This window comes from Kribbella sp. NPDC049584 (assembly GCF_040675555.1).
In the GTDB taxonomy this organism is placed as follows: Bacteria; Actinomycetota; Actinomycetes; order Propionibacteriales; family Kribbellaceae; genus Kribbella.
In genome coordinates this window covers 833169-858322 of record NZ_JBFAPF010000002.1, presented here as the reverse complement: position 1 = coordinate 858322, position 25154 = coordinate 833169, and the positions used below count along the sequence as shown (strand labels likewise).

Below are 25154 nucleotides of genomic sequence, written 5' to 3'. Positions count from 1 at the left end.
GGCGAGACTGGGGCGGTGATTGAAGACTTCGAATCGTTCCTGCGCCGGTTCGAGGAGGCCAACACCGCCTTCGTCAACGGGGACCCGTCGTTGTGGATGCCGCTGGTGTCCCACAGCGAGCAGAGCTCGATCTTCGGCGGCTTCGGCGGCCACGAGGTCGGCTGGACGCAGATCGGGCCGCGGTACGAGTGGGCGTCGGCACAGTTCCGCGACACCGGCGCGAAGGTCGAGTTCGAGTACCTCGAGAAACACGTCGGCGCGGACACGGCGTACACGGTCGCGATCGAGCGGTGCACGGTGCACCACATCACTCAGCCCGAGCCGGTTCCGCACGTGCTCCGGGCCACGATGGTGTTCCGCGCCGAGAACGATGAGTGGAAAATCACCCACCGCCACGCCGACCCCCTCAACCCGAAGGCCTCCCCCTCCGGCCCGTGACGGTGTTGGATGGCGCCATGACCGAACTCGTGCACCTGGACGTGGCTGACGGCGTTGCGACGATCACGCTGGACTCGCCGCAGAACAAGAACGCGTTGTCGCAGCAGTTGACGGGCGAGTTGCTCGAGCAGCTGGAGGCGGCGGGGGCGGACGAGCTGGTGCGGGCGATCGTGATCCGGTCGGCGTTGGACGTGTTCTGTTCCGGGGCCGACATGTCCGAGGCGACGACCGTGGGCATGGGCGTCGGGGCGCAGCGGATGGTCGACGTACAGCGCGCGATCGTGGCGAACCCGAAGCCGGTGGTCGCGCGGGTGGCCGGGCCGGTGCGGGCGGGTGGGACCGGCATCGTCGCGGCGGCCGACATCAGCATCGCCGGGGAGAGCGCGACGTTCGCGTTGACCGAAGTACGCCTGGGGCTCGCGGCGGCGACGATCTCGCTCACGGTCATCCCCCGGCTGACGGACCGCGCGGCGGCGTACACCTTCCTGACTGGCAACGGGTTCGACGCGCTGGAGGCGGCTCGGCTCGGGCTGCTCACGCTGACGGTGCCGGACGCCGACCTGGACGCGGCCGTCGACACGGTGCTCGACGCCCTGCTGAAGGGCGTCCCACAGGGTCTACGGGAGACGAAGAAGCTCCTCAACCGCGACCTCCTCGCCAACATCGATGCCCACGGCAAGGACCTCGCCGAGCTGTCAGCCAGCCTCTTCGGCTCCCCCGCAGCCCAGGACGCCATGCGCGCCTTCCTCAACCGGCGCAAGAGCTAGGGCTTGAGCTCCACCAGGAGTGGTAAGTGGTCGGAGGCTGCGGACAGGTCTTCGCGGGTGGCGGGGATGTGGCGGAGGCGGCCGTTGAGTTGGGGTGAGAGTTCGGCGGCGTCGATGCGTTTGTGGGGTGTGGTCGAGTCGAAGGTGGGGCCGGCGTTCAGGTCGAGGAGGCCTTCTTCGGCGAGGTGTTTCCACACCGGGCCGTCGGGTTCTTCGTTGATGTCGCCGGCGAGGAGGTAGGGGGTGCCGAAGGACCGGCACAAGGCCAGGACCTGAGCTATCTCGTGGACCCGGCCACGGGGATGCAGGCCGAGGTGGCAGACGACGACCGCGAGGCGGGTCGAGCCCAGGAGGAGTACGCCGCCGACCGCGCCGCCGGGGAGCTGGGTGGCGACGAGGTTCAGGCGGCGGCGGACGAACGGGCGCCGGATCCGCCGGCCGCGGATGCCGGTCAGGTGGATGCCGTCGGCAACCAGGATCGCGTTGCGGGCCGACGCCGCGACGTACCGCAGGCCGAAGGTCGCGGCCATCTCGCGTCGCTTGCGCCGGGTGCCGAACCAGGTCGGCGCCTCCTGCACCAGCATCACGTCCGGCGCGCACGCCTTCACCACCCTGGCGAGCGCCGTACGGTCGTCGCCCCAGCGGTGCACGTTGTACGACAGCACTCGCAGTACCGCCTCTGCAGGCGGCCTGTCGCTCATGCCTCGTTGTCGCCGTTCATGTCAGCCGGGTGCAGCTCGGTCTCGGTAGCCGCGGCGCGCATTCCGGTACGCCGGGCCGCCGACTTGCGGGCGGCCCGCTCCAACCGGGTCGAGCGTCCGCGTGCGGCGGCCGTCTTCGCGGTGACCGCGGTCGTCTTGACGCGGACCCGTCGCAACCAGGTCGCCTCTTCGCGAGCCAGGTCGGCCGCACCGACCAGCCCGGCCTCCGGGCCGAGCACCGCGCGGACGATCCTGGCCTCCGGGCGGAAGCCGCGGCCGGTCAGCGTGCGCTTGAACGCCTCGCGGGCCGGCGCAAGCAGCAGCTCGCCCGCGTCGGACACGCCGCCGCCGATCACGAACGTGCCGGGGTCGAGCGCGGCGGCCAGGTTGGCCAGGCCGATGCCGAGCCAGCGGCCGACGTCCTCGAGCAGCTCGACCGCGACCGGGTCGCCGTCCTTGGCCAGCTCGGTCACCATCGGGCCGTTGATCTTGCCCGGGTCGCCGCCGGCCGCACGCAGCAGGTTGTGCGCGACCGGCGAGCCGGACCTCGCCAGCTCGCGGGCCTCACGGGTGAGCGCGTTGCCGGACGCGTACTGCTCCCAGCACCCGCGGTTGCCGCACTCGCAGCGGTGGCCGCCGGGGACGACCTGCATGTGGCCGAACTCGCCGGCGATGCCGAACTTCCCGCGCTGCAGGGAGCCGTCGTTGAGGATCGCGCCGCCGATGCCGGTGCCGAGCGTGACGCAGACCAGGTGGCTCTCGCCCTGCCCGCCGCCGAAGCGCCACTCGGACCAGGCGGCCGCGTTGGCGTCGTTCTCCACCACGACCGGCAGGCCGAGCCGGCGCTCGACCGCGTCCCGCAGCGGCTCGTGCCGCCAGGCGAGGTGCGGCGCGAACAACACCGAGGACCGGGTCACGTCGACGAACCCGGCCGCGCCGATCCCGACCGCGATCACGTCGTGCCGCGACTCCAGGTCGTGCACGATCTCGGCGATCGCGTTCTCGGTCTCCTTCGGGTCGGTGGTCGGCGTGTCCCGCCGCACCCGGTCCAGGATGTTGGCCTCCGGGTCGACCACCCCGGCGGCGACCTTCGTCCCGCCGATATCGATCCCGATCGTCAAAGCCTGCGTCAGAGCCAAGGTTCGACCTTCCTCGCGGTACCCCCGACCCCCGCCGGTCCGCTTCCAGTATCCCAGATCACCGAGCAGCAGCCTGGACAGGAGCCGGCCGGCGGGCCAGGTCGGCGGCGCCGATCAGGCCGGCGTCGTTGCCCAGTTGGGCCAGGGTGAAGGTGGGATGGGGGCGGTTCGACTTGGCCGGGAGGACCTTCTCGAACGCGACCTCGGCGGACTTCATCAGCAGGTCCCGCGCCGCGCTCACGCCGCCGCCGATCACGATCAGCGTCGGGTCGAACATCGTCGCGAGGCTCGCCAGGCCCTCGCCGAGCCAGCGGCCCAGGTCCTCGAGCAGCTCCACCGCACACGGGTCGCCGGCCATCGCCGCCTCGGTAATCATCGGCCCGGTCAGCTCCGCCGGGTCGGTGATCCCGCACACGCTCAGCATCTGCGCCGCCGCGATCGACCCCGACTCGGCCTGCGCCCGCCCCTCACGCACCAGTGCCCGCCCGGACGCGTACTGCTCCAGGCATCCGCGCGAGCCGCACCCGCACCGATGCCCACCGGGTACGACGCGCATGTGGCCGAGCTCGGCCGCGACGCCGTGAGCGCCGCGGAGCATCTCGCCATCGCTCACCACAGCGCCGCCGATGCCGGTGCCGACCGTGATGCAGAGCATGTGCTCGACGTCCTTCGCCGCGCCGAACGCGAACTCGCCCCAGGCGGCGGCGTTCGCGTCGTTCTCGACGACCACCGGGATCTTCAGCGTCTCCGACACCCGCGCACCGAGCGGCTCGTCCCGCCAGGCCAGGTTCGGCGCGAACAGCACGGTCGACCGGTCCGACGAGACGAACCCGGCGGCGCCGATCCCGACCCCCTCGATCTCGTGCCCGGCGATCAGCTCGGCGGCCGCGTCGCAGATCGCCGCCTCGGTCCCGTCGACGGAGTCCGCCGGGGTCTCGCGATGCGTGCGGGCCCCGATCGTGCCGTACTCGTCGACCACGCCGGCCGCGATCTTCGTACCGCCGACATCGATGCCGATCGTCAATCCCATGGTTCGGGGTCCTCGCTCACGTCGATCCGGTCCACCTTGGGCGGGGCCGGTTCCTCCTCGGGCTGCGCGGAGCTCTTCGGCCGCGACGCTGCGTCCTCCCGCGCCTGCCGGGCCGCGTCCGCGGCGGCCTCCAGCAGAGATCTCAACGAGCCCAGCACATGCGCGGCCGCCGTCGACAGCTGCTCGATCGTCTCCGGGCTGGTGTTGCGCACCCGGTGGATCAGCTGACACACCGGACACCACACGCAGTCAGGCCCGAGCTTGTGCTCGTGTTTGTCTTCCTCGACCGGATGAGTGCCGGCGGCGTCCTGCAGTACGGCGAAGAGCTTGGCCGCCTCCTCCGCGACCGAGCCGACCGGCTCCTTACTCACAAGCCCTCCCCGATCGCAGCCGTACGTCGAGCCAGCTGCTCGTGGTACTCCGCTGTCAGCCCCTGGGCCAGCTCCTGCGCCGACTCCAACGGGCCCGATCCGCTGGGGACCTCGGCCGGGGCGACCGGCCGCGCACTCTCCCGCGGCGCGAACCGCACCTGCAGCCGCCCCTCGTCGAGGCGGGCACCAGCGACCACTCCACGCGCCAGCGCCGCCGGCAACGGCAGGACCCGACGGTACGACCCCACAGTGATGATCAGCTCGTCACCGTGCCGGGCCAGCTCCAGCTCGCTGGCCGATGCCAAGGGCAACGGCATCGTCAGCGTGTAGGTGCGTCCGTCGGTGTCGATATGCCGATCCACCCACAACGATGTCTCGTCGGTGGCCCGGGCGAACGGGTCGTCCCCGCCGTACATCTCCACCGCGAACGCGGCCAGCTCCTCGACGCCCACCGGCTCACACACCCGGTACGGCGACTCCCAGATCGGCAGCGGCCGGAACGAGTCGGCGACCTCCTCCAGGATCCCCCGCTGCGCAGCGACCCACTGCCGCCGCCAGGTGTCCGCGCCGGCGGCCGGGAAGACGCGGTTGGCCACGACCCCGTCCACGCGGTACCCGTACAGCGAGAGCCTCGTCAGGGACCGCCGCGCCTCGGCGACCACGACCGCCTCCGGCGTCAGCACCAGCCGCACCGAGGCATCCGGACCGGCCAGCAGCGTGCGGATGTCCGACAGGTCGCTCTGCAACCGGCGCAACGCATCGAAGACGTTGTCGTCCGGCACCGGCAGGCCCGACCCGCGGCTCAGGAACGGTCGGAACGTCCGCATCATCTTGCGCTCGGCGTTGAAGATCCGGTCCATGTACCAGTTCAGCGCCTCGGGCAGCGCGAGCAGGCGCAGCGTCTCCGCGGTCGGCGCACAGTCGACGACGATCACGTCCCAGCGGCCGGACCGGACGTGGTCGCGCACCTCGAGCAGCGCGAGCACCTCCTCGGCGCCCGGCAGCACGGTCAGCTCCTCGGCCTCGATCGGGTCGACGCCGACCATGTGCAGCACCGAGCGCAGATAGGCCTGGATGTCACCCCAGGACCGCTCGAACTTGCGCTGCGCGTCGATCTGCTGGACGAACAGCAGATCGTCGATCTCCGTCGGCTCCGGGCCGACCTCGGAGTCGAACGCGTCCGACAGCGAGTGCGCGGCATCCGTCGACAGCACCAGCGTCCGCAGCCCGCGCAGTGCGGCGAGCGTGGCGGTTCCCGCGGCGGACGTGGTCTTGCCCACGCCGCCCTTACCCGTATACAGCAGAACCCGAGTCACTGGATCAGGACTCGACGCGCTTCTTGAGGCCCTTCAGGGCGGTGTCGATGATGACCTTCTCGGCCTTCCGCTTGAGCATGCCGATCATCGGGATCGCCACGTCGACAGCCAGCCGGTAGGTCACCTCAGTGCCTTCCGCGCCGAGATCGCGCAGTATATAGGCGCCGTCCATCCCCTTCACCATCTTGGCCTCGACCAGCGTCCAGGTCACCTCGTTGCGGGACCAGACGTAGGCCAGCGTGTACTCGTCGGAGATCGCGCCGGCGTCGACCTTGAAACGGACCTTGTTCGGCCGACCGGCCTCGTCGGTGGACAGCACCTCGGTCTCCCGCATCGAGTCGGCCCATTCCGGGTATGCCGCGAAGTCCGCGATCACCGCCATGATTTCTTTGGGGCTCGCGTTCACCTGGATGGTCGAGGTGGTCTGTTCCGCCATCGATTCACCTCTTCGCCGGTCGGGTCTCAGTGTCCTCAACGGAGACTATCGCGGGATCGGACGAGGTACGTCGTTCGCCCGCCGCGCGGCCCGCTTCGGCTTCGTCCTTGAACCGCCACAGGTGCTCCCGGTACGTCGCGACGTACCGCTCCTTGAGCCGTTCGAGGGCGCGGCCGCGGACCGGCCGGATTGGGTCGACACGCAGGTACCAGTGCACGACGACGCCGTCGCGGACCGGTTCCAGCCACCACTCCGCCGTACCGATGGCTGCTCCGGTGACGGCCCAGCGGACCCCCTCGGCGCCGCGGCGCTCGGACGGTGTCAGGGTCAGGTCCGGCCACCATTCGCGCCAGAGGGTGTCCGAACCGAGTCGCTCGGCGACGTAGGCTGGATCAGCAACGACCAGGTCGTCGCAACTGATGTCGAGCGTGGGCATGGCTTCGAACCTAGTTCCTTGGGTCACATAAAGGTGGCTACTTGTGGGTAGGTGACTGTAGCGTGCGCCGGAAGTCGACAATTCGTGACCGACTAGGAGACGACACGGATGCGTGAGTACACCGTTCCTGCTGTGACCGAGCCCGCCAGCGGGAGCCTGAGCGATCCGGTGTGGGCGAACGCGTCCTCCCATCCTGACACCGCGGTCTTCAGCCGGCGGGTGGCAGGCGGCGGCTGGCAGGACGTGACCGCCGCCGAGTTCGCCCAGCAGGTCACCGGCGTCGCGAAGGGCCTGATGGCGGCCGGCGTGAAGCCCGGCGAGCGGGTCGCCCTGCTCAGCCCGACGCGGTACGAGTGGACCCTGATCGACTACGCGATCTGGAGCATCGGCTCGGTCACCGTGCCGATCTACGAAACCTCCTCCCCCTCGCAGATCCAGTGGATCCTCTCCGACTCCGAGGCGGTCGTCGCGGTCGTCGAGAACGCGACCCACGGCGCGGTCGTCGAGTCCGCCCGGGCCGAGGCCCCGGCGTTGCAGGAGGTCTGGCAGATCGAGGCCGGTGCTGTCGACCAGCTCACCGCGCTCGGCCAGGACGTCAGCGACGCCGAGTTCGACAAGCGCCGCTCCGCGGTCACCGCCGACGACCTGGCCACCCTGATCTACACCTCCGGTACGACGGGACGCCCGAAGGGTTGCAAGATCAGCCACTCGAACTTCCTCGACGAGCTCGGCCCCGCGGTGAAGATCCTCGACGGCCTCTTCGACACCACCGGCGCGAGCACGCTGCTGTTCCTGCCGCTGGCGCACGTGTTCGCCCGGATCATCCAGGTCGGCTGCGTGATGAAGCGGGTCAAGGTCGGCCACAGCGCCGACGTGAAGAACCTGGTCGAGGACCTCGGCGCGTTCAAGCCGACGTTCATCCTGAGCGTGCCGCGGGTGTTCGAGAAGGTGTTCAACTCGGCCAGCCAGAAGGCGCACTCCGACGGCAAGGGCAAGATCTTCGACGCCGCCGCGGACACCGCGATCGCGTACTCGCAGGCGCAGGACAAGGGCGGCGCGTCGTTCGGGCTGAAGGCCAAGCACATGCTGTTCGACCGGCTCGTCTACACCAAGCTGCGGGCGGTCCTCGGCGGCCAGGTGCAGTACGCCGTCTCCGGTGGCGCGCCGCTGGGTGACCGGCTCGGGCACTTCTTCCGCGGGATCGGCGTACCGGTCCTGGAGGGCTACGGCCTGACCGAAACCACCGCGGCCGTCGCGGTGAACCTGCCCGACGACATCCGGATCGGCACCGTCGGCCGGCCGCTTCCCGGCGTAACGGTCGCCGTCGCGGACGACGGTGAGCTGCTGTTCAAGGGCGGCCAGGTGATGCAGGGCTACTGGAAGAACGACGAGGCGACCGCGGCCGCGATCGACGCCGACGGCTGGTTCCACACCGGCGACCTGGGCGAGTTCGACGTCGACGGGTTCATCAAGATCACCGGCCGGAAAAAGGAGATCCTGGTCACCGCGGGCGGGAAGAACGTCTCGCCGACGCAGCTCGAGGACCAGATCCGCCTGCACCCGCTGGTCTCCCAGTGCATGGTCGTCGGCGACGGCAAGCCGTTCATCGCGGCGCTGATCACGATCGACCCCGAGACGATCGTCCCGTGGGCGACCGAGCGTGGTAAGCCGACCGACCCGGCCGAGCTGACCCAGGACGCGGACCTGATCGCCGAGTTCCAGAGCGCGATCGACGAGGCCAACGCCTCGGTCTCGCACGCCGAGGCGATCAAGAAGTTCTCGATCCTGCCGATCGACTGGACCCAGGAGAGCGGCGAGCTGTCACTGAAACTCTCGCTCCGCCGCCACATCGTCATGAAGAACCACGAATCCGACGTCGAGGCCCTGTACGCAAAGTAGGCAGGGCGAGGCAAGAAAAACTGAAGAAAAGAAAACATAAAAAGAAGAAGATAAAAGAGAATATAGAGTGGTAGCTGGCTTCAGCGGTCGACGAGAGTTTCCTGCATGCCGTTATCGTGTCGGAACGCCCGATCGGCCAAGCCTCGAGGGCGTTTGAGACGTCCTTCCATCGGCCCGGGACTCGCTGCCGCGTCGAGTCTCGTCAGACCGCCCGCAGCGTCTCCTCGAACTCCGTCACGAGCCCTTCGCCGGGGAAGCGGTCCCTGAGTTCGCGGTCGAGTTCTCCGGCGACCATCAACAGATGGACCTTGGACTGGCGGCCGCTCTTGAGCCCTGTCCTGCCGAGGTCCACGGCCTGTTCCAGGTCGCCCGCACGGCCCGCCATGATGCCGAGCGTGATCCGGGATTCGGCTACCCGCATCGGGCTGAGTTCGATTCCGTCCGGAGAGGTGTTGTCGGTGATCACAGTGGTGGCGTACTCGATGGCGAGATCGTCGTCGCCGGCGATCCGATGCACATCCATCGCGTAGTAGTCCCACTTCGCCGGGTCGACCTTGAAATGATTGTCGGGGCGATCCGGGTACGGCAGCCGGTCGAGCAGTTCTTTGCCTGAGGCAAGTAGCGAACTCAGGCCGGCTTCACCGAGTCGTGCTTTGGCTTTGGCTTCCTGTGCCATGAGTTGCACGTGGACGCTGGAAGACTGCGCGATCGCCTGACCGCGTTGGGCGGCGTCTATGGCCTGCTGGTACCGGCCCTGTGTGAGCGCGAACCAGGCGGTCATCTCGTGCCCCCATCCGGCGATCTCCGGGTGCCCGGCCTCTCGCCCGAGTTGCAATGCCGCCGTACGCGTTGCCTCGGCTGCCGACCGCATGCCCAGGTCGTACTCCACACACCCGGCCAGCAGCGCGAGCCACCCACCGGCCACGAGTAGTTCTTGATGTGCCCTGAGACCGACCGGCCGCCGGAGCATCCCGCCGACGTGCTGCAGCCACTCATGAGCCTCTCGGCGCAGGTCAAGCGCATCGCGGTAGCTGTACTGGCAGCACAGCTCCTCGATGGTGGATTGAAGCGTCTCCAACGTCTGTGCGGTCGTGTCGCTGGCCTGAATCCGCTGCACCAGTTCGGCGGTCTGCCACGGGGTGCGGTCGAGCTTCGCCGCTACATCCTCGCGGGCGGCGGCGATCAGCTCGCCCTTCGCCCTCAGCGCCTCGTCACACAGCCGGGCCAGATCGTCGGTCGGGGCCTTGCGGCCGTTCTCGATGTTGCTCAGGTAGGACCGGCTGTAGTTCGTGGCTTTGCAGAGGTCGGCCAAGGACCAACCACGGTGATCCCGGTACTCACGCAGACGACTCCCGAACGACACGCCACCAGTTTCACCCAGACCGCAGGGGCGTGCGAGCTTCGCCGTTGTGCTGAGCTGCGTCTCGCAGAGCTGGCAGATCATCTCCTGACGAAGATCCGGACCGGTCCGTCAACTAGCTGACAGGTGTAGTCGTACGGCGGGATCAGCCATTTGGCTGATCACGGCTCGAGCTTGTTGGGCGATGCTCGCGGGATGGTGGCTCGGCGAAGCTCGGGGTATGACCACGAACGGGCCGATCGTCGAAGTCGGCAACCTGCGGAAGTCGTACGGCGGCCGCGCCGTCGTCGACGACCTGTCCTTCACCGTCGACGAGGGCGAGATCTTCGGGATCCTCGGCCCGAACGGCGCCGGCAAGACCACCACGGTCGAATGCGTCGAGGGACTGCGCGTCCCCGACAGCGGCCTGGTCCGCGTCGCCGGGCTCGACCCGGTCGCAGACCACGCGGCCGTCACCCAGGTGCTCGGCGCGCAGCTCCAGGAGAGCGAGCTGCAGGCCAAGCTCACCGTGCGCGAGGCCCTCGAGCTGTACGCCGCCCTGTACCCGCACCCGGCTGACTGGCGGCCGCTGGCCGAGCGGCTCGGCCTGACGGATCAGCTGACGTCGCGGTTCGGCGTACTCAGCGGTGGCCAGAAGCAACGGCTGTTCATCGCGCTCGCGCTGATCGGCAACCCGCGGGTCGTCGTACTCGACGAGTTGACCACCGGCCTCGACCCGCGCGCTCGTCGCGACACCTGGGAGGTCGTCGAGGATGTCCGCGCCCGCGGCGTCACCGTCCTCCTGGTCACGCACTTCATGGAGGAAGCCCAGCGGCTGTGTGACCGGATCGCGGTCATCGACAAGGGCAAGATCACCGCGCTCGACACACCGCAAGGTCTGATCAGCCGTACGGCGGAATCGACCATCATCTCCTTCACCCCTTCGGCTCCGCTGGACGACGCGGAGCTGGCCGCATTGCCCGCACTCGGGTCGATCGAGGAGAAGGACGGCCGGATCACGCTCGGCGGCACCGACGAGACCGTGACCGCCGTCCTGTCGCTGCTCGCCCGCCACCGCATCACCGCCCACCAGCTCCGCGTCACCGATGCCACCCTCGACGACGCGTTCCTCGATCTCACAGGAGCCACCCGATGAGCGCCATCGCCACCACCGCGCCGATACGCCGCACGTCACCTCGGGCCGCCGTACTGCGGGCCGAGGCCCGGCTGTTCCGTCGGGAGCCAGGGACCTTGTTCTGGATCCTCGGATTCCCGCCGCTGCTGCTGGTGATCCTGGGGAGCATCCCGTCGTTCCGCAAGGTCGACCCGGGCCTCGGCGGGCTGCGAATCATCGACCTCTACGTGCCGATCCTCGTCCTGGTCGCGCTGATCGTGACCGGTCTGCAGACGATGCCGCCGATCATCACCGGGTACCGCGAGCGCGGCATCCTGCGCCGGATGTCGGCGACCCCGGTCAAGCCGTCCGCGTTGCTGACCGCGCAGATGGGACTGAACGGTGCGGCCGCGGTCGTGTCGGCGCTGGTCTGCCTGACGGTGGGCCGCCTCGCGTTCGACGTCCGGCTGCCGAAGCAGGCGGCCGGCTATGCGCTGGCGTTGCTCCTCGCGGCAGCCGCTGCGCTGGCGGCCGGAGCACTGGTGTCCGCGCTCGCCCGCACCGCGAAGATCGCCACCGCGATCGGCTCCGCCGTGTTCTTCCCGAGTATGTTCTGCGCGGGCGTCTGGCTGCCGGTGCAGTCCATGCCGCACGTACTGCGTCAGATCGTCGAGCTGACTCCCTTCGGTGCCGCGGCTCGCGCACTCGGTCAGGCAGCGACCGGCGACTGGCCGTCCTGGTCCCACCTCGGAGTGCTGGCGGTCTGGGCTGTGCTCCTGTCCGCGGCCGCCGCCAAGTGGTTCCGGTGGGAATGATCGCCACGTCATGCAAACTGGACCGGTGACCACGGCGGCTGGGGACGTTCTCGAGCGGCGGCAGGAAGTCTTCCGCCGCTGGGCGCCGTACTTCCTGCTCGGCCTGAGCACCTTCCTCGCCTTGGTGACAGCCGGCTTGATCACGCCGTTCAACGACCAACGCACCATGGCCGCGATCCTGGTGGCGGCTGCTCTGGTGGTGGAGCTGTGCTGGAGCCGGATCGGCTGGCGCCAAACGGTTCCGAGCCGGTTGTCGATCACGTACTACGTACTGCGCTGGGCGATCGGCTTCGCGCTCACCCTGCTGAACGGCTTCTTCGCGTTCTACGCCGCGGCGGGTTACTACGACGCCGACGAGAGGATCCCCGGGCGACGGGCCAGGCGGTTCGCGCTGTTCGCCTGCTCCGTCCCCATCTCCGCGGCCCAGGCCAGTGGCATCCCGGTGCACGACACCGCACGCTGGCTGGTGTTCGCGGGGCTGTTGATCGCGAACAACGCGCTGCTGACGGTCGCGAAACACTTCGCCGACCAGGAGGAGCAGCGGTCCCGAGCGCGCGCCGCCACCATCGCCGAGCTCCAGCAGGCACACGACGAGAACGCCGCGTTGCAGGCACAGCTTCTGGTCCAGGCCCGCGAGGCCGGTATCGCGGACGAACGTCGCCGGCTGGCCGCGGAGATCCACGACACGATCGCGCAGGGTCTGACCGGCATCATCGCCCAGCTCCAGGTCGTCGCGAACACCTCCGACCCGGCGACGGTCAAGGACCACGTGGGCCTCGCGACCGACCTGGCCCGGCACAGCCTCGGCGAGGCGCGACGTTCGGTCCACAACCTCGCCCCGGTCGGCCTGTCGAACGACGGTCTCCCCGAAGCCCTGCGGAAGATCGTCGCGCAGTGGTCCGAGCGCACCGACGTACGGGCGGAGTTCACCGTCACCGGGACACCGCAGCACCTGCACGGTGAGATCTCGGCGACGATCCTCCGCATCACCCAGGAGGCGCTGGCGAACGTCGCGAAGCATGCGGCGGCCACCCGGGCCGGCGTCACGCTCAGCTTCATGGACAGCGAGGTCACGTTGGACGTCCGCGACGACGGCAAGGGCTTCGACCCGCTGTCGCTCCCCGCCCGCACCCACACCGGCGGCTTCGGCCTCGACGGCATGCGGGCCCGTGCCGAACGCATCGCCGGATCCCTCACCGTCGAAGCCGAACCAGGCTTCGGTACGGCGGTGTCGGCTCGCGTACCGTTGGTGCCCCATGCCTGACAACCTGCCTGACGCCAGTCCGGGGATCTCGCTGATCCTCGTCGACGACCACCCGGTGGTCCGCAACGGCCTGCGGGGCATGTTCGAGGCAGTGCCGGGTTTCACCGTGCTCGGCGAGGCCTCGAACGGTGTGGAGGCGGTCGAGCTGGCCGCGGACCTCGACCCGGACGTGATCCTGATGGATCTGCGGATGCCCGGCGGTGGCGGGCTCGACGCGATCACCGAGCTGACCCGTCGCGGCATTCGCTCGAAGGTGCTTGTCCTCACCACCTGGGACACCGACACCGACACGCTGCCGGCGATCGAGGCCGGGGCGACCGGTTACCTGCTGAAGGACGCACCGCAGGACGACCTGTTCAACGCCGTCCGCCAAGCGGCCGAGGGTCGCACGGTGCTCTCCCCCGCTGTCGCCTCCCGGCTCGTGACGGCTGTCCGTACGCCGGCACCGAGTCCGCTCGCCGCGCGCGAACGGCAGGTTCTGGAGCTGGTCGCGAAGGGTACGCCGAACCGCGACATCGCCCGCGAGCTGTTCATCAGCGAGGCGACGGTGAAGACGCACCTCAGCCACATCTTCACCAAGCTCGGCGTCACCGACCGGGCCGCGGCCGTCGCCAAAGGCTACGAACAGGGCATCCTCGGACGTTAGCGGAAGGGCTCTGTCCGCCACGAGCTGGTCCCGGCGGTCGCCGCCGGGGAATGTCCTGAGTAATGCGATTAGTGCGGGGGTACCTGAACCGCATGAAGCCAGTCCCAAAACCTCAGGTGGTCCGCTCCCGCCGCCAGCCGGCTGATGTGAGCGGACCCTTCGTCTGCAGTTGGAGTGCCGTCGGCGAGTGCGCGGTCGTCCGCGTCGCCGGCGCGATCGACGTCGTCGCGCTACCGACGTTGGCCGGCGAACTCCACCACGTGATCACCACCAAGCTCCCGCGCCTCGTGGTCGATCTGCGCCGGGTCACCCGGATGGAAGCGGCGGCCCTCGACATCTTCAGCGACGCCCACGACCTCGCCGTCGAGAACGGCGGTTGGCTCCGCGCATCCGGAGCCGGCCAATGGTTCGCCGATCTGATCCGGGCCACCCGCAGCGGCCGCCCCCTCGACCACTACGCAACCCTGGCCGAGGCTCTCCCGTCCTACCGACCGGCCGCAGTCGGAGCTACTTACCACCGCTGAACCTGATGCCGTTGGTGATCTGCTTCTGGGCGACGAAGAAGATCAGCAGACCCGGACGTCTCGTTACGGCGCCGGTGGTCGTCCGCTCGAGTGCCTGATGGCTGCCTCGACGAACCGCGCCAGCTCCTTCGAGCGGCTGCCGGCCGGCCACACCACGAACATCCGGTAGGCCTCGACGTCGGTCACGGGTCGGTAGACGACGTCCGGGCGGATGTTGCGCTCGGCCATCGACCGGGGCACCAGCGCGACCGCCTGCCCGAACGCGACCACCTCGAGCAACTGCGACGAGTCCTGCACGATCGGTCCCTCGACCGGATCCTCCGGCCGCGCCGACCAGTAGTTGCGCTCGGCAACATTGGATCGGCTCCACCGCGGCGCCGGAATCCCGGCCAGATCATCCGCCACCAGCACCTCACGCGCGGCCAGCTCATGTCCTGCAGGCAACGCAGCCACCCGAGGCTCCGTATAGAGCTCCTCCAGCTCCAGGCCGGTGTCGTCGAACGGCCGACTGACCAGCGCCACATCCGCCCGCGCGTCCCGCACCATGTCCGCCTGCTCCCCGAACCCGCTCACCACGATCTGGATGCCGGGCAACTCGCCACCCTCGCGCAACTCGGCGACTATGCGATGCAGCAGCTCGGTGGCGACACCAGGCTTCGCCGTCACCACGAGCGCCTCGGACGAAACACCGGCCCGCTGCGTCCGGCGTACCGCGGAATCCAGCGCGTCGAGCACCGGCCCGGACTCCTTGAGCAAGGTCTCCCCGGCCGGCGTCAGCTCGAGTCGCGTCCCCGACCGGTCGAACAGCTCGACACCCAGCCGGTGTTCGAGCTGGCGCATCGCCCGCGACAGCGGCGGCTGGGCGATCCCCAGCCGCTCGGCCGCGCGGGTGATGTTCAGGTCCTCGGCGACCGCGCGGAAGTACCGCAGTTCGCGGATCTCAGGTTCCGGCATACCTCCAGGGTATGGCGGACCACCCGATCGGTGTTGGTCCGGGCCGGGGGTTCCGCGCTGGACTGGGGACATGAATCAGAACGAGGTCGCCCTGGTGACGGGCGGAAACAAAGGCATCGGCCGCGAGATCGTCCGGCAACTCGGACTGCGCGGGCTCACGGTCTATCTGGCGGCACGCAACCCGGAGCTGGGCACGGCCGCTGCGGCGGAGCTCAAGGACGAGGGTCTCGACGTACGGTTCGTGCAGCTGGACGTGACGGACGTGGAGTCGGTCGACGCTGCCGCGAAGCAGGTCGAGGCGGACTCGGGCCGGCTGGACGTGCTGGTGAACAACGCCGGCATCGTCGCCGAGTGGGGTACGTCGGTCGCGGACATCACGGCGGAGCAGGTGCGCACGGCGTACGACGTGAATGTGTTCGGCGTGGTGTCCGCGATCCACGCGTTCGTACCGCTGCTACGACAGTCGCCGAACGCACGGATCGTGAACATGTCGAGTGGTCTCGGCTCCGTCAACCTGCTCTCCGAACTGGACGGCCGCCTCGCTACCCAAGGCCTGCTCGCGTACAGCTCCTCGAAAGCAGCGCTCAATGCGCTCACCCTCGTCTACGCCAGCGCTCTGCGCGCCGACGGCATCAAGGTGAACGCCGCAACCCCGGGTCTCGTCCCGACCGACCTCAACACGCAGGCCTCGGTCCCGCGCGGCGAGCGCACCGTGACCGACGGAGCCGCTGTCCCGGTTGCCCTGGCGATGCTCCCCGCCGACGGACCGACCGGAGTGTTCAGAGGACCTGGCTCACTGGACGAGGTTGCTCCGTGGTGAGTGCCTGACGGGCGATGAGCAGGATGGTCGTCGTACCGAGGAGACCCGCTGCGGCGATCGTGAGGTTCGGCGCCAGGAATGAGCCGACCACGCCGGCCAGGGCGATACTGACGCCCTGGATCGCCATCAGGCCGCTGGTCTGGACGGTGAACAGGCGGCCGCGGTACGACGGCTCGACCGCCTGCAGGATCAGCGGATCGACGCCCTGGTTGAACGCGTAGCCGGCGCCGGCGATCGCGAGCAGGACGGCCGCGACCGGGACCGACGGCTCGGCCAGGAAGGCGATCGCGGGCAGTTGGCTGGTGAGCAGGAGCGGGACGACGAGCCGTCGCCGCGCGGAAGGGGGAAACCGCGCGACGACGAGCTCGCCGAGAACAGTGCCGACGGCGTATCCGGTGAAGAGTGCACCGGCCGCCGCGGCGACGGTGCCGACCTGGGCGGTGTAGGCAACCGCGAGTCCGTCCGGCACGGACGAGAAGGCGGGCGCCATCCAGGTCAGCAGGATCAACCTGCGTAGCTTGCGGTTCGCGAAGAGGTACTGCAGGCCGGTCCACGAGTCACGGACCGTGTTGCGTTGACGATCGCCCGGCGGGCTGTACGGCGTACCGAGGCCGATGAGCACCGCAGATGCGACGAACGTGACGACGTCGAGGGCAAGGAGCCAGTTCGCGCCGATCGCCGCCATCGCGATGCCGCCCAGCGCGAAGCCGGTCAGCACGGTCACCTGACTGATTGCCCGCAGCAACGACCTCCCGATCGGGAACAGGTCCGCCGGCAACAGGTGCGCCAGACTGGCCGCTCGCGCTCCGGCGAAGATCGGTGCGATCAGCCCGGTCCCGAGCAACAGGGCGAGCAATCCCGCGACGGGCATCCCCGGCACCAGCATGCCGCCGACGCACACCGCACTGAGCAAGTCGCACACGACCAGCACCCGCCGGGCCGGGAAGCGGTCCGCCACGGACGAGAACAGCACGCCGCCCACGGCGTACGGCAGGAACGAACACACCAGCACGAGCGCCGACAGCAACGGCGAACCGGTCCGCTCGAAGACCAGGATCGACAACGCGACCTGCGCGCCCACCGTGCCGAGCATCGACACTGCATGCGCGCCGAACACCGCCCGCATGCCGGGAACGCTCAGAACGGCTCCGTAGGACCTCACGCCGAGAGAGTGCACGACCGGCGCCCGCGCGGCGTAGAGTTTTGGTTGTGGCCGAAAGTTCGCGCTCATGACCGTACTGCGCTTCACACAGGCGGATGCCCTGCGCTGCCGGTTCGGGGCGTCGCCACTGTGGGAGACGATGTCCGCGGTACGCGTGCTGAACGGGTCGAAGCACCGGCCGCTGTACGGCGACTGGATCGACGCGAACCGCGAAGCGGCGAGCTCGCTCGAGCTGAGCGGGCTGAAGGCGGTGCAGCCTCGAGTCGGGTTCACGCCTGACTTCCTGACGCCGCCGCCCAAGGCGTCCCGCGCGAAGTTCGCGACCGAGATCGCCCGCGTCCGCAGCACCCCGCTCGAGACGGTGCGGACCGAACTGATCCGCTCGCGGGACGAACTGAAGAATCCCGCCGGGCCTGAGATCGACAAGATGCTCGAGGACCTCGCCGGCACGCGTGAACGCCTCGCGGACGAGATCGAGAGTGCCTGGGAGACCCTGATCAAGCCCGATTGGCCGCTGATCAGCCGCGTCCTCGAGGACGACATCGCGTACCGCGGTCAGCAGTTGACCGACGGCGGCCTCGCCGGCCTGTTCGACGACCTGCACCCCACGCTCGCCTGGGAAGACGACCGCCTGATCGCGACCCGGTACCGCTCCGAGGACCGCGACCTCACCGGTCAGGGCCTGCTGCTCGTGCCCGGAGTCTTCGCCTGGCCGTACCTCGTCATCGTCGCGGACCCGGCGTACCACCCGACTCTCGTCTACCCGGCCCGCGGCGCCGCCCGGCTCTGGTCCGACGCACCCGCTCCCCCGGACCCACTGGCCCGTCTCCTCGGTCGCACCCGCGCCACCCTCCTCGTCGCGCTCGACCCGCCGGCGACCACCAGCGCCCTCGCCAGCCAGTACGGCCTCGCGCTGGCAACGGTTGCCGAACACCTGTCTGCCCTGTACGACGCGGGTCTCGCCACACGTCGCCGTACCGGCCATCAGGTCCACTACCGACGTACCGAGGTTGGACAGGCCGTCGTCGACGCCTCCGTCGGTTAGCACGGCTTCGGGGACAGAATGCGGGGGTGGACAAGGTTCAGAAAGCCCCAGCACCGACGATGCGTCACATCCGGCGATGGCCGGCGTCCCTGGCGGTGTGCGCGGCTCTGATCCTGCAAGTGATCGTGCCGACGCAGATCAACGTGCTGCCGCAATGGTTGCTGCCGAGCCTGGGGCTGCTGCTCCTGCTGCCGCTGGTGGGGATGAACCCGTTCCACCTGTCCCGGGACGAGCCCTGGCTGCGCTGGGTCGCCCTCGTGCTCGTCGGTGTGCTGGTCCTCGCCAACGCGGTGTACCTAGGCGGTCTGATCTACTTCCTGAACCACGGGGCCGCCAACAACGGCGACGTGCTGGTGAAGGGCGCCGTCGTGATCTGGGTGACCAACGTCGTCGCGTTCGCGATCTGGTACTGGGAGATCGACCGCGGCGGCCCGTTCGCGCGGGCACCCGAGCACGAGCGCAAGGTGGAACGCGTCGACCTGCTGTTCCCTCAACTGACCGTCGACCTGCCCGGCTGGGAGCGCTGGCTGCCCGGATTCACCGACTACCTGTTCGTCTCGCTCACCGCGGCGACCGCGTTCAGCCCGACCGACACCATGCCGCTGACCGCACGCACCAAGACGCTGATGGGCGCCCAGTCACTGATCTCGCTGCTCACGATCGCGGTGGTGGCGGCCCGGGCGGTGAACGTCCTCTGAGATCTCTCTCGACAGTTCTGTAATGAGCATGAGAGCGTTATGCGCATGTACAGCACGAAGTCGGTGGGGTTGGGGTTCGCGATCTTCTCCGCGATCACGTTCGGCGGGTCGGGACCGTTCGCCAAGGCGCTGATCGCGGCCGGGTTCACGCCGGAGCAGGCGGCCTGGCTGCGCATCCTCGGCGCCGCCGTCGTGCTCGTCCCGCTCGTGCTGGCGTTCCGCGGCCGCGCCGGTCTCCGCGCGGCCCGGGCGTCCTGGAAGGCGCTGGTTCTCTACGGTCTGACCGGGATCGCCGGCTGCCAGACGCTGTTCTTCCTCGCTGCGAGCCGGCTGCCGGTCGGGGTCGCGCTGATGCTCGAGTTCTCCGGCCCGATCCTGGTGGTCGCGTGGCTGAAGTTCGGGCAGAAGGTCGCCGTACCGCGGTCGGCCGCGATCGGCGTCAGCATCGCGGTCGTCGGCCTCGCGACGGTGGCCGAGATCTGGACCGGGCTGCAGATCGACCCGATCGGCCTGCTCGCCGGGCTCGGTGCAGCCGCGTGCCAGGCGACGTACTTCATCCTGATCGACAAGCTCACCGGCGCCGCGGATCCGCTCGTGATGACCGCGGCCGGCAGCGTGGTTGGTGCCGTCGTACTCACCTTGATCGCCGCACCGTGGGGTACGCCGTGGCACGTGCTTGTCGACACGATCGCGATCGGCCACCGGCACGCACCCGGCTGGCTGATGGCCGCCTGGCTGATCCTGGTGAGTACGGTCGTCGCCTACCTGGCCGGCGCGGCCGCGGTACAACGACTGTCCGCCGCGATCGCCGGAGCGGTCGCGTACGTCGAGGTCGTGGCGGCGTGCATCTTCGCGTTGATCCTGCTCGGCGAGACGCTGCGGACCAACCAGATCATCGGCGGGGTGATCGTGCTGGTCGGCGCGTTCGTGGCCCAGTCGTCGGTGGGGAAGGTCGCGTCACCGGAAATTCCCGACGCGGATCCTGGTTCCGACACTCCCCGCACCGACGTACTGGATCCCGTCATCTGAGCGAATCCACCAACTCCCGCGGTAGGCCGTGGGTCTCGTGCAGGTACTCGTAATCGGTGTCGTCGAGCGACTTGTGGAACCGCTCGTGGCTGAGCACCTTCCGGCCACGGTCGAGCAGATTGCTGAACCGGATCTCCTCGTCGATCAGGATCCGCCGGATCAGCGTCACCGTCTCGCCCTGGTGGAAGTGGTTCAGCGTGTGCTCGAACAGTTCGATCGGCACGTCGGACAGCGAACGCGAGTCGTCGTCGCGCCACAGCGTGGTCAGCATCCGGCGGATCAGCCGGCGCAGCACGTAGCCGCGACCGGTGTTCGACGGGTGCACGCCGTCGCCGACGATCACGATGCTGGACCGCAGGTGGTCGATCACGATCCGCTGCGACCGCTCGTCGAGCTTCCACAGCTTCGGGATCGTCCGCATCCACGGCTCGAACAGCGAGGTCTCGTACACCGACGGCTTGCCCTCGAGCAGCATGGTGAGCCGCTCGAGACCGAGGCCGGTGTCGATATTGCATTCCTTCCCCGCCCCACCACCCCAGTCGGTCTGCTGCTTGAGCGGCTCGAGCGAGCCGTCGTCGAGGCGGCGGTAGCGCATCATCACGTGGTTCCACACCTCGACCCAGCGGTCGTCCGTGGTCGGCGTACCTTCCGGCTCGCCGTCGCCGGTCCAGACGAAGATCTCCGAGTCCGGGCCGCAGGGACCGGTCGGGCCGTTCGACCACCAGTTGTCCTCGGTGGTCAGCTCGATCGGCAGGCCGAGCTCCTGCCAGGTCCGCAGCGATTCCTGGTCCAGCGGCACCTGCTCGTCACCGCCGAACACGGTCACGTAGATCCGCCGCGGATCGAGGCCGAAGCGGGTGGTGAGCAGCTCGTAGCCCCACTTGAGCGTCTCGCTGCTCCCGTAGTCGCCCAGCGACCACGAGCCCAGCATCTCGAACACGGTCAGGTGGGTCGGATCCCCCACCTCGTCGAGATCCGTGGTTCGCAGGCATCGCTGGATGCCCACGAGTCTGCGCCCCAGCGGATGAGGCTCACCTTCCAGGTACGGCGTGAGCGGATGCATGCCGGAGGTCGTGAAGAGGACCGGATCACCCAGCCGCGGGATGAGCGTGGAACCGGTGGTCGGGACGTGGTCGCGGTCGATGAAGAAGTCGATGAAAGTCCTGCTGATGGTCATTTCGGGTCCTTGGTCAAGATCGGACCGGAAAGCAGACCACCGGGCTCAGGAACAACAACACCGGCGAACCGTTTCCGGTCGCCGGTGGGAGTTTCTCAGATGTCAGGCAGCGGCAGCCGGGGAGCGGAAAGCTCGTACGGCTGCGGCAAGTCGGAACATCCGGTGCATGTCGTTCACAGTACACGATTCAACGCATCAGCTGTCCAATAATTCCCGCAGCACCGCCCCTGACCTCTCCCAGCCCCACTCCTCGGCGACCCAGCTGCGCCCCGCCGCGCCCAAAGCATCACGGTGCTGCGCGTTCGTCAGCAGTTCCACGATGCGCACGCCGACTGCGACCGGGTTGTGCGGATCCACCAAGTACCCCGTCTCGCCATGCTTCACCGTGTCGGCCGCTCCCCCGGAGTCCCCGACGATCACCGGCTTCCCGGTCGCCGAAGCCTCCAGCGTGACGATCCCCAACGCCTCCGGCTCCAGCCCGAACCGCCTCGTCCGGCAAGGCATAGCGAACACATCGCCGGCATCGATGTACGGCGGAATGTCTGCCCACGGCACCGCCCCCGTGAACACCACCGCCTCCGCGACCCCGACCGCTGAGGCCAGCTCCTCGAGGTACTCCCGATCGGGCCCGCCACCGACGAGCAGCAGCGTGGCGCCCGGCACGGACCTGCGGACGCGCGGCCACGCCTGGATCAAGGTGTCCTGTCCCTTACGCCGAGCCAGCCGCGAAACACACACGACCACCGGAACGCCTTCCAAACCGAGCCCTTTGCGCACCTGCTCTCCACCGCAGCCCGGGGCGAAGCGATGCGTGTCCACCCCCGGCGTCAGCCTTCGGACGCGTTGAGCGGCTGCCGGGGACAGGGCCGGGACGATCTGTTCCTCACACCACGAGGACACCGTCGTGAGCGTGTCCGCCGCGTCCCCGATCCGTCGCAGCGCCTGCCGAGCTCCTGGTACGCCGGCCCACCAGGTCTCATGCCCATGCGTCATCGCGACGATCCGCCGAGCCCCCGCCCGACGCAGCGCGGGGCCCATCAACCCGAGCGGTGCCGCCGCCCCGAACAGCACCCGGTCCGCGGCGTACTCGCGCATCAGCTCGACCGCCCGCTGCGTAGTACGTGCTGTGGGCAACAACATCGACGAACGGTCCCGGATCACCGGGAACGGGAGCGTGGCGTCATACGCGGTGTCGCCGGGCTCGCGCGACGTGTAGACGACGGGGTCCGGAAGCTCGTCGCACAACGAGCGGACGAACGTCTCGATCCCGCCTTGCCGTGGTGGGAAATCGTTGGTGACGATCAGGACGGTCATCTCTTGACCAGGGGCGGGACCGGGTCGCCGTTCTCGGTCCCCCAGGCCCGGCCCATCGCGATCCGCTCCGGCGGGGTGGGGTGGTCGGCGAACATCCAGTACCGCCAGCTGCTCGGGTCGAGACCGGAGATGTTCTGCACGGCCAGGTCGTGCTGCAGCGCGACGAAGTTCTGCGGATCGTTCGTCAGCCGGAGCGAGTGGTAATCGGCGCGGGCTTCGATCTTCCGGCTGACCAGGTTCTGCACCGGGCTCGCCAGCGTCGTCGCGGCGGCGATCAGCGCGACCAGCAGCGCCGACCGCCGCGGATCGGCCATCCGGTTCCCGAGCAGCAGATACAGCAGCGTGATGCCGAACGCCGTACCGAGAACGCCGATCAGCGTGCCGTGCAGTACGTCGTTCTCGGCCGCGTGACCGAGCTCATGCGCGACGACGAGCCGTACCTGCGCGGGTGGGGTGTCCTTGAGGAGCGTGTCGTACACGACGAGCCGACGGGTCGAGCCGAAGCCGGAGACGTACGCGTTCACGGCTGTCGTCCGCTTCGACGCATCGGCTACGAGGACGTCCTTGACCGGTACGCCGTCCTGCTTCGCGAGGTCCAGGAACTCGTTGCGCTGGGCACCGGCCGGCATCGACGTGAAGTGGTTGAACCGCGGCTCGATCAGCACCGGGTACGCGAATGAGACGCCGAGCACGAGCAGTGCCGCGACGATAGCCCCAGGCAACCACCAGCTCCGGCGCCAGATCTTCGCGAACACCATCAGGACGACCGCGACCACCGCGAGCCCGACCGAGGTGATGGCCCAGTTGACGCCGCGGTCCCAGACCCACAGCCGCCAGTTCTCCACCGACAGGCCGTACTTCAGGCTGACCCGCTCCGCGAGCACGTCGGTCGGGACGGTGAGCAGGCTCGTGATCAGGACGACGCCGGCAACCGTGATCGGAACGGCGATGAACCACAGCCGGACGTGCAGAGCGTCGTACAGCCGGCGGCCGAGCGGGGTGAAGCCGATGACCAGCGGGACCACGAGCGAGATGATCCAGGACGCCGTCGACCACGGCAGGATCTCGTGGCGGAACGCGTTCTGGCGGGCGATCTCGGCGGTTGTGAAGTCGAGCGTGGCGTCCGGTTTCGGCAGGTCGATCAAGTGCCACGGGGTGGTGACGGCGATCGTGAAGACGAGCGCGACGGCGAGGACGCCGGCGGCGATCCAGGGAGCCGACCGGCCGGCCGGTTCAGGCACCGGCGAGCCTCTCGAGGTACTTCTGCCACTCGGCGACGAACTCGGCCTCGGTCATCCCCAGCACCGACTTGAACGCGTCCGCGAGACCGGTCGAGCTCTTCGACGCGTGCACAGCCCTGTAGAACTTCACCAGCTTGGCCTGTCCTTCGTGTTCGGCGATCAGCCGGCATGCCAGCCACGCCGACTCATAGGCCTGCGGCAGCTCGGTCGCTGACGCGGCGAACGCCTCGGGCGTCGGCAACGTGGTCGGCACCTTCCCGGCGCGGACCGCCTTGAACAGCTCCTTCGCCGCCGACTCGTCCTGCACGGGTACGGCGGTGAACGCGACGTAGTCCGCGAAACCTTCAGCCAGCCACAACGGCACCGGCGAGGCGGTCGCGGTCGACGCGACATGGGTGGTCTCGTGCGTCAGGACGATCCGGCGCCCCTGCTTGCCGAGCTCCTCGAACAGCTTCGGGTTGGCCACGATCCGCACCGGCGCGCCGATAGCCGGCGTGTCCAGCTCGGCGAACGTGACCGCGGCGATCTGGGTGTAGGTGTTCGGCTGGGCGCCGAGGATGCCTTCCATCTGGGACTGTTTGGCGGGCAGGTAGACGATCACCTTCTGCCGCCAGTTCTTGCCCCAGACCTTGCTGACCGACTCGACCGCCTTGTCGGCCACCGACACGTAGCTCTTCGCTTCCGCCTCCGAATCGAGGCTGACCACCAGGCTGTGCTTGCCCTTGGCCACCTCGACCTGGCCGAGCGCCCACACCGGTCGCCGCTGCCCAGCCGCAAACCGCTCCGAGAACGAGGCGGCGTACGTCGTCCCGTCGCGGGTGACGAATGTCACCGGGAGGGTCTCGCGGGCCGGCTTCACGTCGTACCCGGAGAGCTGCCAGGACACCTCGACCTGGGCCAGCCAGGACTGGGTCCCACCGAGCTGGGTCTGCCGGTCCGGTGTCAGGGCGCCGGCGTCGTCGCTCACGTAGCGCAACTGGAAGGTGCTGATCGGGAGCGTGGTCAGGTTCGAGAAGATCGTCCGCGCGCTGCCCCGGAAATCCGTGGCCTTCGGATCGATGGTGTCCAGGAACTCCGTGCGGTTGTCGTTCTCGACCGCGTCGGTCATCTTCTGCAGGACGGCCTCACCCGCGACGGCCCGCCGTACTCCGGCTTCGGCCTGGTCCGGGGTGGCGGAGGTGGCCGGATGCGAGTGCGCCGGCGAACCGTTCGGGTCGGCGGGCGCGTTGGCGACCTGCCGCAGACCGGCGTACCCGGCTCCGGCGACGAGGCAGACCGCGACGCCGAGAGCGACCTTCTTCAGGATCGGCGCCTGCCGGTTGCCACTCCGCTCCCGTCGGTCACCGGCTGACGGGGTCACTGGCAGCGGCACCGTATCGCCCTGATCGTCGATCACCTCGGCCCTTCGCTGCTCACCTGCCCCAGTCAGGCGGGACACCCGGCCTCCTCCGACATTACGTCATCACATGAATCGGCTCC

At 69.0% G+C, this 25154-nt stretch carries 26 protein-coding genes; 12 read left to right on the top strand and 14 right to left on the bottom strand.

Annotation, left to right across the window (positions count from 1 at the left end):
- Window positions 1–15 precede the first annotated feature (15 nt).
- Together AB0J62_RS10800 and AB0J62_RS10795 are read left to right on the top strand one after the other, a co-directional pair.
- Window positions 16–438 carry a nuclear transport factor 2 family protein gene (locus tag AB0J62_RS10800; RefSeq protein ID WP_363867204.1) on the top strand — a complete coding sequence of 141 codons (423 nt, stop codon included), beginning with the start codon at window positions 16–18 and terminating at the stop codon, window positions 436–438.
- Between the two features lie 17 nt (window positions 439–455).
- Window positions 456–1205, top strand: coding sequence for an enoyl-CoA hydratase-related protein (locus AB0J62_RS10795; protein WP_363867201.1), 750 nt, complete (start codon window positions 456–458; stop codon window positions 1203–1205).
- On the opposite strand, the gene AB0J62_RS10790 is transcribed toward AB0J62_RS10795, so the two are convergent.
- The 7 genes from AB0J62_RS10790 to AB0J62_RS10760 are packed head-to-tail and all read right to left on the bottom strand — an operon-like array spanning window position 1202 to window position 6634.
- Window positions 1202–1906 (bottom strand): endonuclease/exonuclease/phosphatase family protein, encoded by a 705-nt coding sequence (locus tag AB0J62_RS10790; RefSeq protein WP_363867198.1) that lies wholly within the window; start codon window positions 1904–1906, stop codon window positions 1202–1204. The two genes, AB0J62_RS10795 and AB0J62_RS10790, sit on opposite strands and share 4 nt — an antisense overlap.
- Window positions 1903–3045 (bottom strand): ROK family glucokinase, encoded by a 1143-nt coding sequence (locus AB0J62_RS10785; protein ID WP_363867195.1) that lies wholly within the window; start codon window positions 3043–3045, stop codon window positions 1903–1905. The genes AB0J62_RS10790 and AB0J62_RS10785 overlap by 4 nt, the downstream gene beginning before the upstream one ends.
- Window positions 3046–3103: 58 nt before the next feature.
- Window positions 3104–4075 carry an ROK family glucokinase gene (locus tag AB0J62_RS10780; RefSeq protein ID WP_363867192.1) on the bottom strand — a complete coding sequence of 324 codons (972 nt, stop codon included), beginning with the start codon at window positions 4073–4075 and terminating at the stop codon, window positions 3104–3106.
- Window positions 4066–4446: a hypothetical protein gene (locus tag AB0J62_RS10775; protein WP_363867189.1), complete on the bottom strand. Its 381-nt coding sequence runs from the start codon at window positions 4444–4446 to the stop codon at window positions 4066–4068. The genes AB0J62_RS10780 and AB0J62_RS10775 overlap by 10 nt, the downstream gene beginning before the upstream one ends.
- A complete protein-coding gene (locus tag AB0J62_RS10770; RefSeq protein ID WP_363867186.1) occupies window positions 4443–5762 on the bottom strand; it encodes an ArsA family ATPase in 1320 nt (439 codons plus the stop codon). The genes AB0J62_RS10775 and AB0J62_RS10770 overlap by 4 nt, the downstream gene beginning before the upstream one ends.
- A gap of 4 nt (window positions 5763–5766) precedes the next feature.
- Window positions 5767–6198, bottom strand: a complete 432-nt coding sequence (locus tag AB0J62_RS10765; RefSeq protein ID WP_363867183.1) for an SRPBCC family protein — start codon at window positions 6196–6198, stop codon at window positions 5767–5769.
- Window positions 6199–6202: 4 nt separating this feature from the next.
- Window positions 6203–6634 (bottom strand): polyketide cyclase / dehydrase and lipid transport, encoded by a 432-nt coding sequence (locus AB0J62_RS10760; protein ID WP_363867180.1) that lies wholly within the window; start codon window positions 6632–6634, stop codon window positions 6203–6205.
- Window positions 6635–6742: 108 nt separating this feature from the next.
- Between AB0J62_RS10760 and AB0J62_RS10755 the strand changes: the two genes are divergently transcribed.
- Window positions 6743–8533 (top strand): AMP-dependent synthetase/ligase, encoded by a 1791-nt coding sequence (locus AB0J62_RS10755; RefSeq protein WP_363867177.1) that lies wholly within the window; start codon window positions 6743–6745, stop codon window positions 8531–8533.
- A gap of 202 nt (window positions 8534–8735) precedes the next feature.
- On the opposite strand, the gene AB0J62_RS10750 is transcribed toward AB0J62_RS10755, so the two are convergent.
- Window positions 8736–9896 carry a helix-turn-helix transcriptional regulator gene (locus tag AB0J62_RS10750; protein WP_363867174.1) on the bottom strand — a complete coding sequence of 387 codons (1161 nt, stop codon included), beginning with the start codon at window positions 9894–9896 and terminating at the stop codon, window positions 8736–8738.
- 217 nt (window positions 9897–10113) lie between these two features.
- On the opposite strand from AB0J62_RS10750, the gene AB0J62_RS10745 reads away from it, so the two are divergent.
- The 5 genes from AB0J62_RS10745 (at window position 10114) to AB0J62_RS10725 (ending at window position 14235) form a co-directional block, all read left to right on the top strand.
- A complete protein-coding gene (locus tag AB0J62_RS10745; RefSeq protein WP_363867171.1) occupies window positions 10114–11028 on the top strand; it encodes an ABC transporter ATP-binding protein in 915 nt (304 codons plus the stop codon).
- Window positions 11025–11801, top strand: a complete 777-nt coding sequence (locus AB0J62_RS10740; protein ID WP_363867168.1) for an ABC transporter permease — start codon at window positions 11025–11027, stop codon at window positions 11799–11801. Before AB0J62_RS10745 ends, AB0J62_RS10740 begins: the two co-directional genes overlap by 4 nt.
- Before the next feature lie 25 nt (window positions 11802–11826).
- Window positions 11827–13065, top strand: coding sequence for a sensor histidine kinase (locus tag AB0J62_RS10735; RefSeq protein ID WP_363867165.1), 1239 nt, complete (start codon window positions 11827–11829; stop codon window positions 13063–13065).
- On the top strand, window positions 13058–13711 hold the full coding sequence (locus AB0J62_RS10730; protein WP_363867162.1) for a response regulator transcription factor: 654 nt from the start codon (window positions 13058–13060) through the stop codon (window positions 13709–13711). Before AB0J62_RS10735 ends, AB0J62_RS10730 begins: the two co-directional genes overlap by 8 nt.
- Before the next feature lie 92 nt (window positions 13712–13803).
- Window positions 13804–14235 carry an STAS domain-containing protein gene (locus AB0J62_RS10725; protein ID WP_363867159.1) on the top strand — a complete coding sequence of 144 codons (432 nt, stop codon included), beginning with the start codon at window positions 13804–13806 and terminating at the stop codon, window positions 14233–14235.
- Window positions 14236–14298: 63 nt separating this feature from the next.
- On the opposite strand, the gene AB0J62_RS10720 is transcribed toward AB0J62_RS10725, so the two are convergent.
- Window positions 14299–15189 carry a LysR family transcriptional regulator gene (locus tag AB0J62_RS10720; protein WP_363867156.1) on the bottom strand — a complete coding sequence of 297 codons (891 nt, stop codon included), beginning with the start codon at window positions 15187–15189 and terminating at the stop codon, window positions 14299–14301.
- 70 nt (window positions 15190–15259) lie between these two features.
- On the opposite strand from AB0J62_RS10720, the gene AB0J62_RS10715 reads away from it, so the two are divergent.
- Complete coding sequence (locus tag AB0J62_RS10715; RefSeq protein ID WP_363867153.1) at window positions 15260–16009, top strand: SDR family oxidoreductase; 750 nt, start codon at window positions 15260–15262, stop codon at window positions 16007–16009.
- Here AB0J62_RS10715 and AB0J62_RS10710 read toward each other — a convergent pair.
- On the bottom strand, window positions 15969–17171 hold the full coding sequence (locus AB0J62_RS10710; RefSeq protein WP_363867150.1) for an MFS transporter: 1203 nt from the start codon (window positions 17169–17171) through the stop codon (window positions 15969–15971). The two genes, AB0J62_RS10715 and AB0J62_RS10710, sit on opposite strands and share 41 nt — an antisense overlap.
- 67 nt (window positions 17172–17238) lie before the next feature.
- Between AB0J62_RS10710 and AB0J62_RS10705 the strand changes: the two genes are divergently transcribed.
- The 3 genes from AB0J62_RS10705 to AB0J62_RS10695 are packed head-to-tail and all read left to right on the top strand — an operon-like array spanning window position 17239 to window position 19943.
- Window positions 17239–18216, top strand: a complete 978-nt coding sequence (locus AB0J62_RS10705) for a DUF5937 family protein (protein ID WP_363867147.1) — start codon at window positions 17239–17241, stop codon at window positions 18214–18216.
- Window positions 18217–18242: 26 nt separating this feature from the next.
- The gene (locus AB0J62_RS10700; protein ID WP_363867144.1) at window positions 18243–18914 is read left to right on the top strand and encodes a hypothetical protein; all 672 of its coding nucleotides are present in this window, start codon (window positions 18243–18245) and stop codon (window positions 18912–18914) included.
- Window positions 18915–18959: 45 nt separating this feature from the next.
- On the top strand, window positions 18960–19943 hold the full coding sequence (locus tag AB0J62_RS10695) for an EamA family transporter (protein ID WP_363867141.1): 984 nt from the start codon (window positions 18960–18962) through the stop codon (window positions 19941–19943).
- Here AB0J62_RS10695 and AB0J62_RS10690 read toward each other — a convergent pair.
- The 4 genes from AB0J62_RS10690 to AB0J62_RS10675 form a co-directional block, all read right to left on the bottom strand.
- Complete coding sequence (locus tag AB0J62_RS10690) at window positions 19936–21120, bottom strand: alanine--tRNA ligase-related protein (protein WP_363867138.1); 1185 nt, start codon at window positions 21118–21120, stop codon at window positions 19936–19938. The genes AB0J62_RS10695 and AB0J62_RS10690 overlap by 8 nt on opposite strands.
- Window positions 21121–21315: 195 nt before the next feature.
- Window positions 21316–22434 (bottom strand): glycosyltransferase family 4 protein, encoded by a 1119-nt coding sequence (locus AB0J62_RS10685; RefSeq protein WP_363867135.1) that lies wholly within the window; start codon window positions 22432–22434, stop codon window positions 21316–21318.
- Window positions 22431–23675 (bottom strand): M48 family metalloprotease, encoded by a 1245-nt coding sequence (locus AB0J62_RS10680; protein WP_363867132.1) that lies wholly within the window; start codon window positions 23673–23675, stop codon window positions 22431–22433. The genes AB0J62_RS10685 and AB0J62_RS10680 overlap by 4 nt, the downstream gene beginning before the upstream one ends.
- Window positions 23668–25113 carry a hypothetical protein gene (locus tag AB0J62_RS10675; protein ID WP_363867129.1) on the bottom strand — a complete coding sequence of 482 codons (1446 nt, stop codon included), beginning with the start codon at window positions 25111–25113 and terminating at the stop codon, window positions 23668–23670. The genes AB0J62_RS10680 and AB0J62_RS10675 overlap by 8 nt, the downstream gene beginning before the upstream one ends.
- Window positions 25114–25154: the final 41 nt, after the last annotated feature.

Bases quoted from the DNA above. Each gene is read 5' to 3' on its own strand.
- AB0J62_RS10795 (WP_363867201.1), top strand. From the start codon at position 456: ATGACCGAACTCGTGCACCTGGACGTGGCTGACGGCGTTGCGACGATC.
- AB0J62_RS10790 (WP_363867198.1), bottom strand. From the start codon at position 1,906: ATGAGCGACAGGCCGCCTGCAGAGGCGGTACTGCGAGTGCTGTCGTAC.
- AB0J62_RS10780 (WP_363867192.1), bottom strand. From the start codon at position 4,075: ATGGGATTGACGATCGGCATCGATGTCGGCGGTACGAAGATCGCGGCC.
- AB0J62_RS10765 (WP_363867183.1), bottom strand. From the start codon at position 6,198: ATGGCGGAACAGACCACCTCGACCATCCAGGTGAACGCGAGCCCCAAA.
- AB0J62_RS10760 (WP_363867180.1), bottom strand. From the start codon at position 6,634: ATGCCCACGCTCGACATCAGTTGCGACGACCTGGTCGTTGCTGATCCA.
- AB0J62_RS10755 (WP_363867177.1), top strand. From the start codon at position 6,743: ATGCGTGAGTACACCGTTCCTGCTGTGACCGAGCCCGCCAGCGGGAGC.
- AB0J62_RS10745 (WP_363867171.1), top strand. From the start codon at position 10,114: ATGACCACGAACGGGCCGATCGTCGAAGTCGGCAACCTGCGGAAGTCG.
- AB0J62_RS10740 (WP_363867168.1), top strand. From the start codon at position 11,025: ATGAGCGCCATCGCCACCACCGCGCCGATACGCCGCACGTCACCTCGG.
- AB0J62_RS10730 (WP_363867162.1), top strand. From the start codon at position 13,058: ATGCCTGACAACCTGCCTGACGCCAGTCCGGGGATCTCGCTGATCCTC.
- AB0J62_RS10725 (WP_363867159.1), top strand. From the start codon at position 13,804: ATGAAGCCAGTCCCAAAACCTCAGGTGGTCCGCTCCCGCCGCCAGCCG.
- AB0J62_RS10720 (WP_363867156.1), bottom strand. From the start codon at position 15,189: ATGCCGGAACCTGAGATCCGCGAACTGCGGTACTTCCGCGCGGTCGCC.
- AB0J62_RS10715 (WP_363867153.1), top strand. From the start codon at position 15,260: ATGAATCAGAACGAGGTCGCCCTGGTGACGGGCGGAAACAAAGGCATC.
- AB0J62_RS10705 (WP_363867147.1), top strand. From the start codon at position 17,239: ATGACCGTACTGCGCTTCACACAGGCGGATGCCCTGCGCTGCCGGTTC.
- AB0J62_RS10695 (WP_363867141.1), top strand. From the start codon at position 18,960: ATGTACAGCACGAAGTCGGTGGGGTTGGGGTTCGCGATCTTCTCCGCG.
- AB0J62_RS10690 (WP_363867138.1), bottom strand. From the start codon at position 21,120: ATGACCATCAGCAGGACTTTCATCGACTTCTTCATCGACCGCGACCAC.
- AB0J62_RS10685 (WP_363867135.1), bottom strand. From the start codon at position 22,434: ATGACCGTCCTGATCGTCACCAACGATTTCCCACCACGGCAAGGCGGG.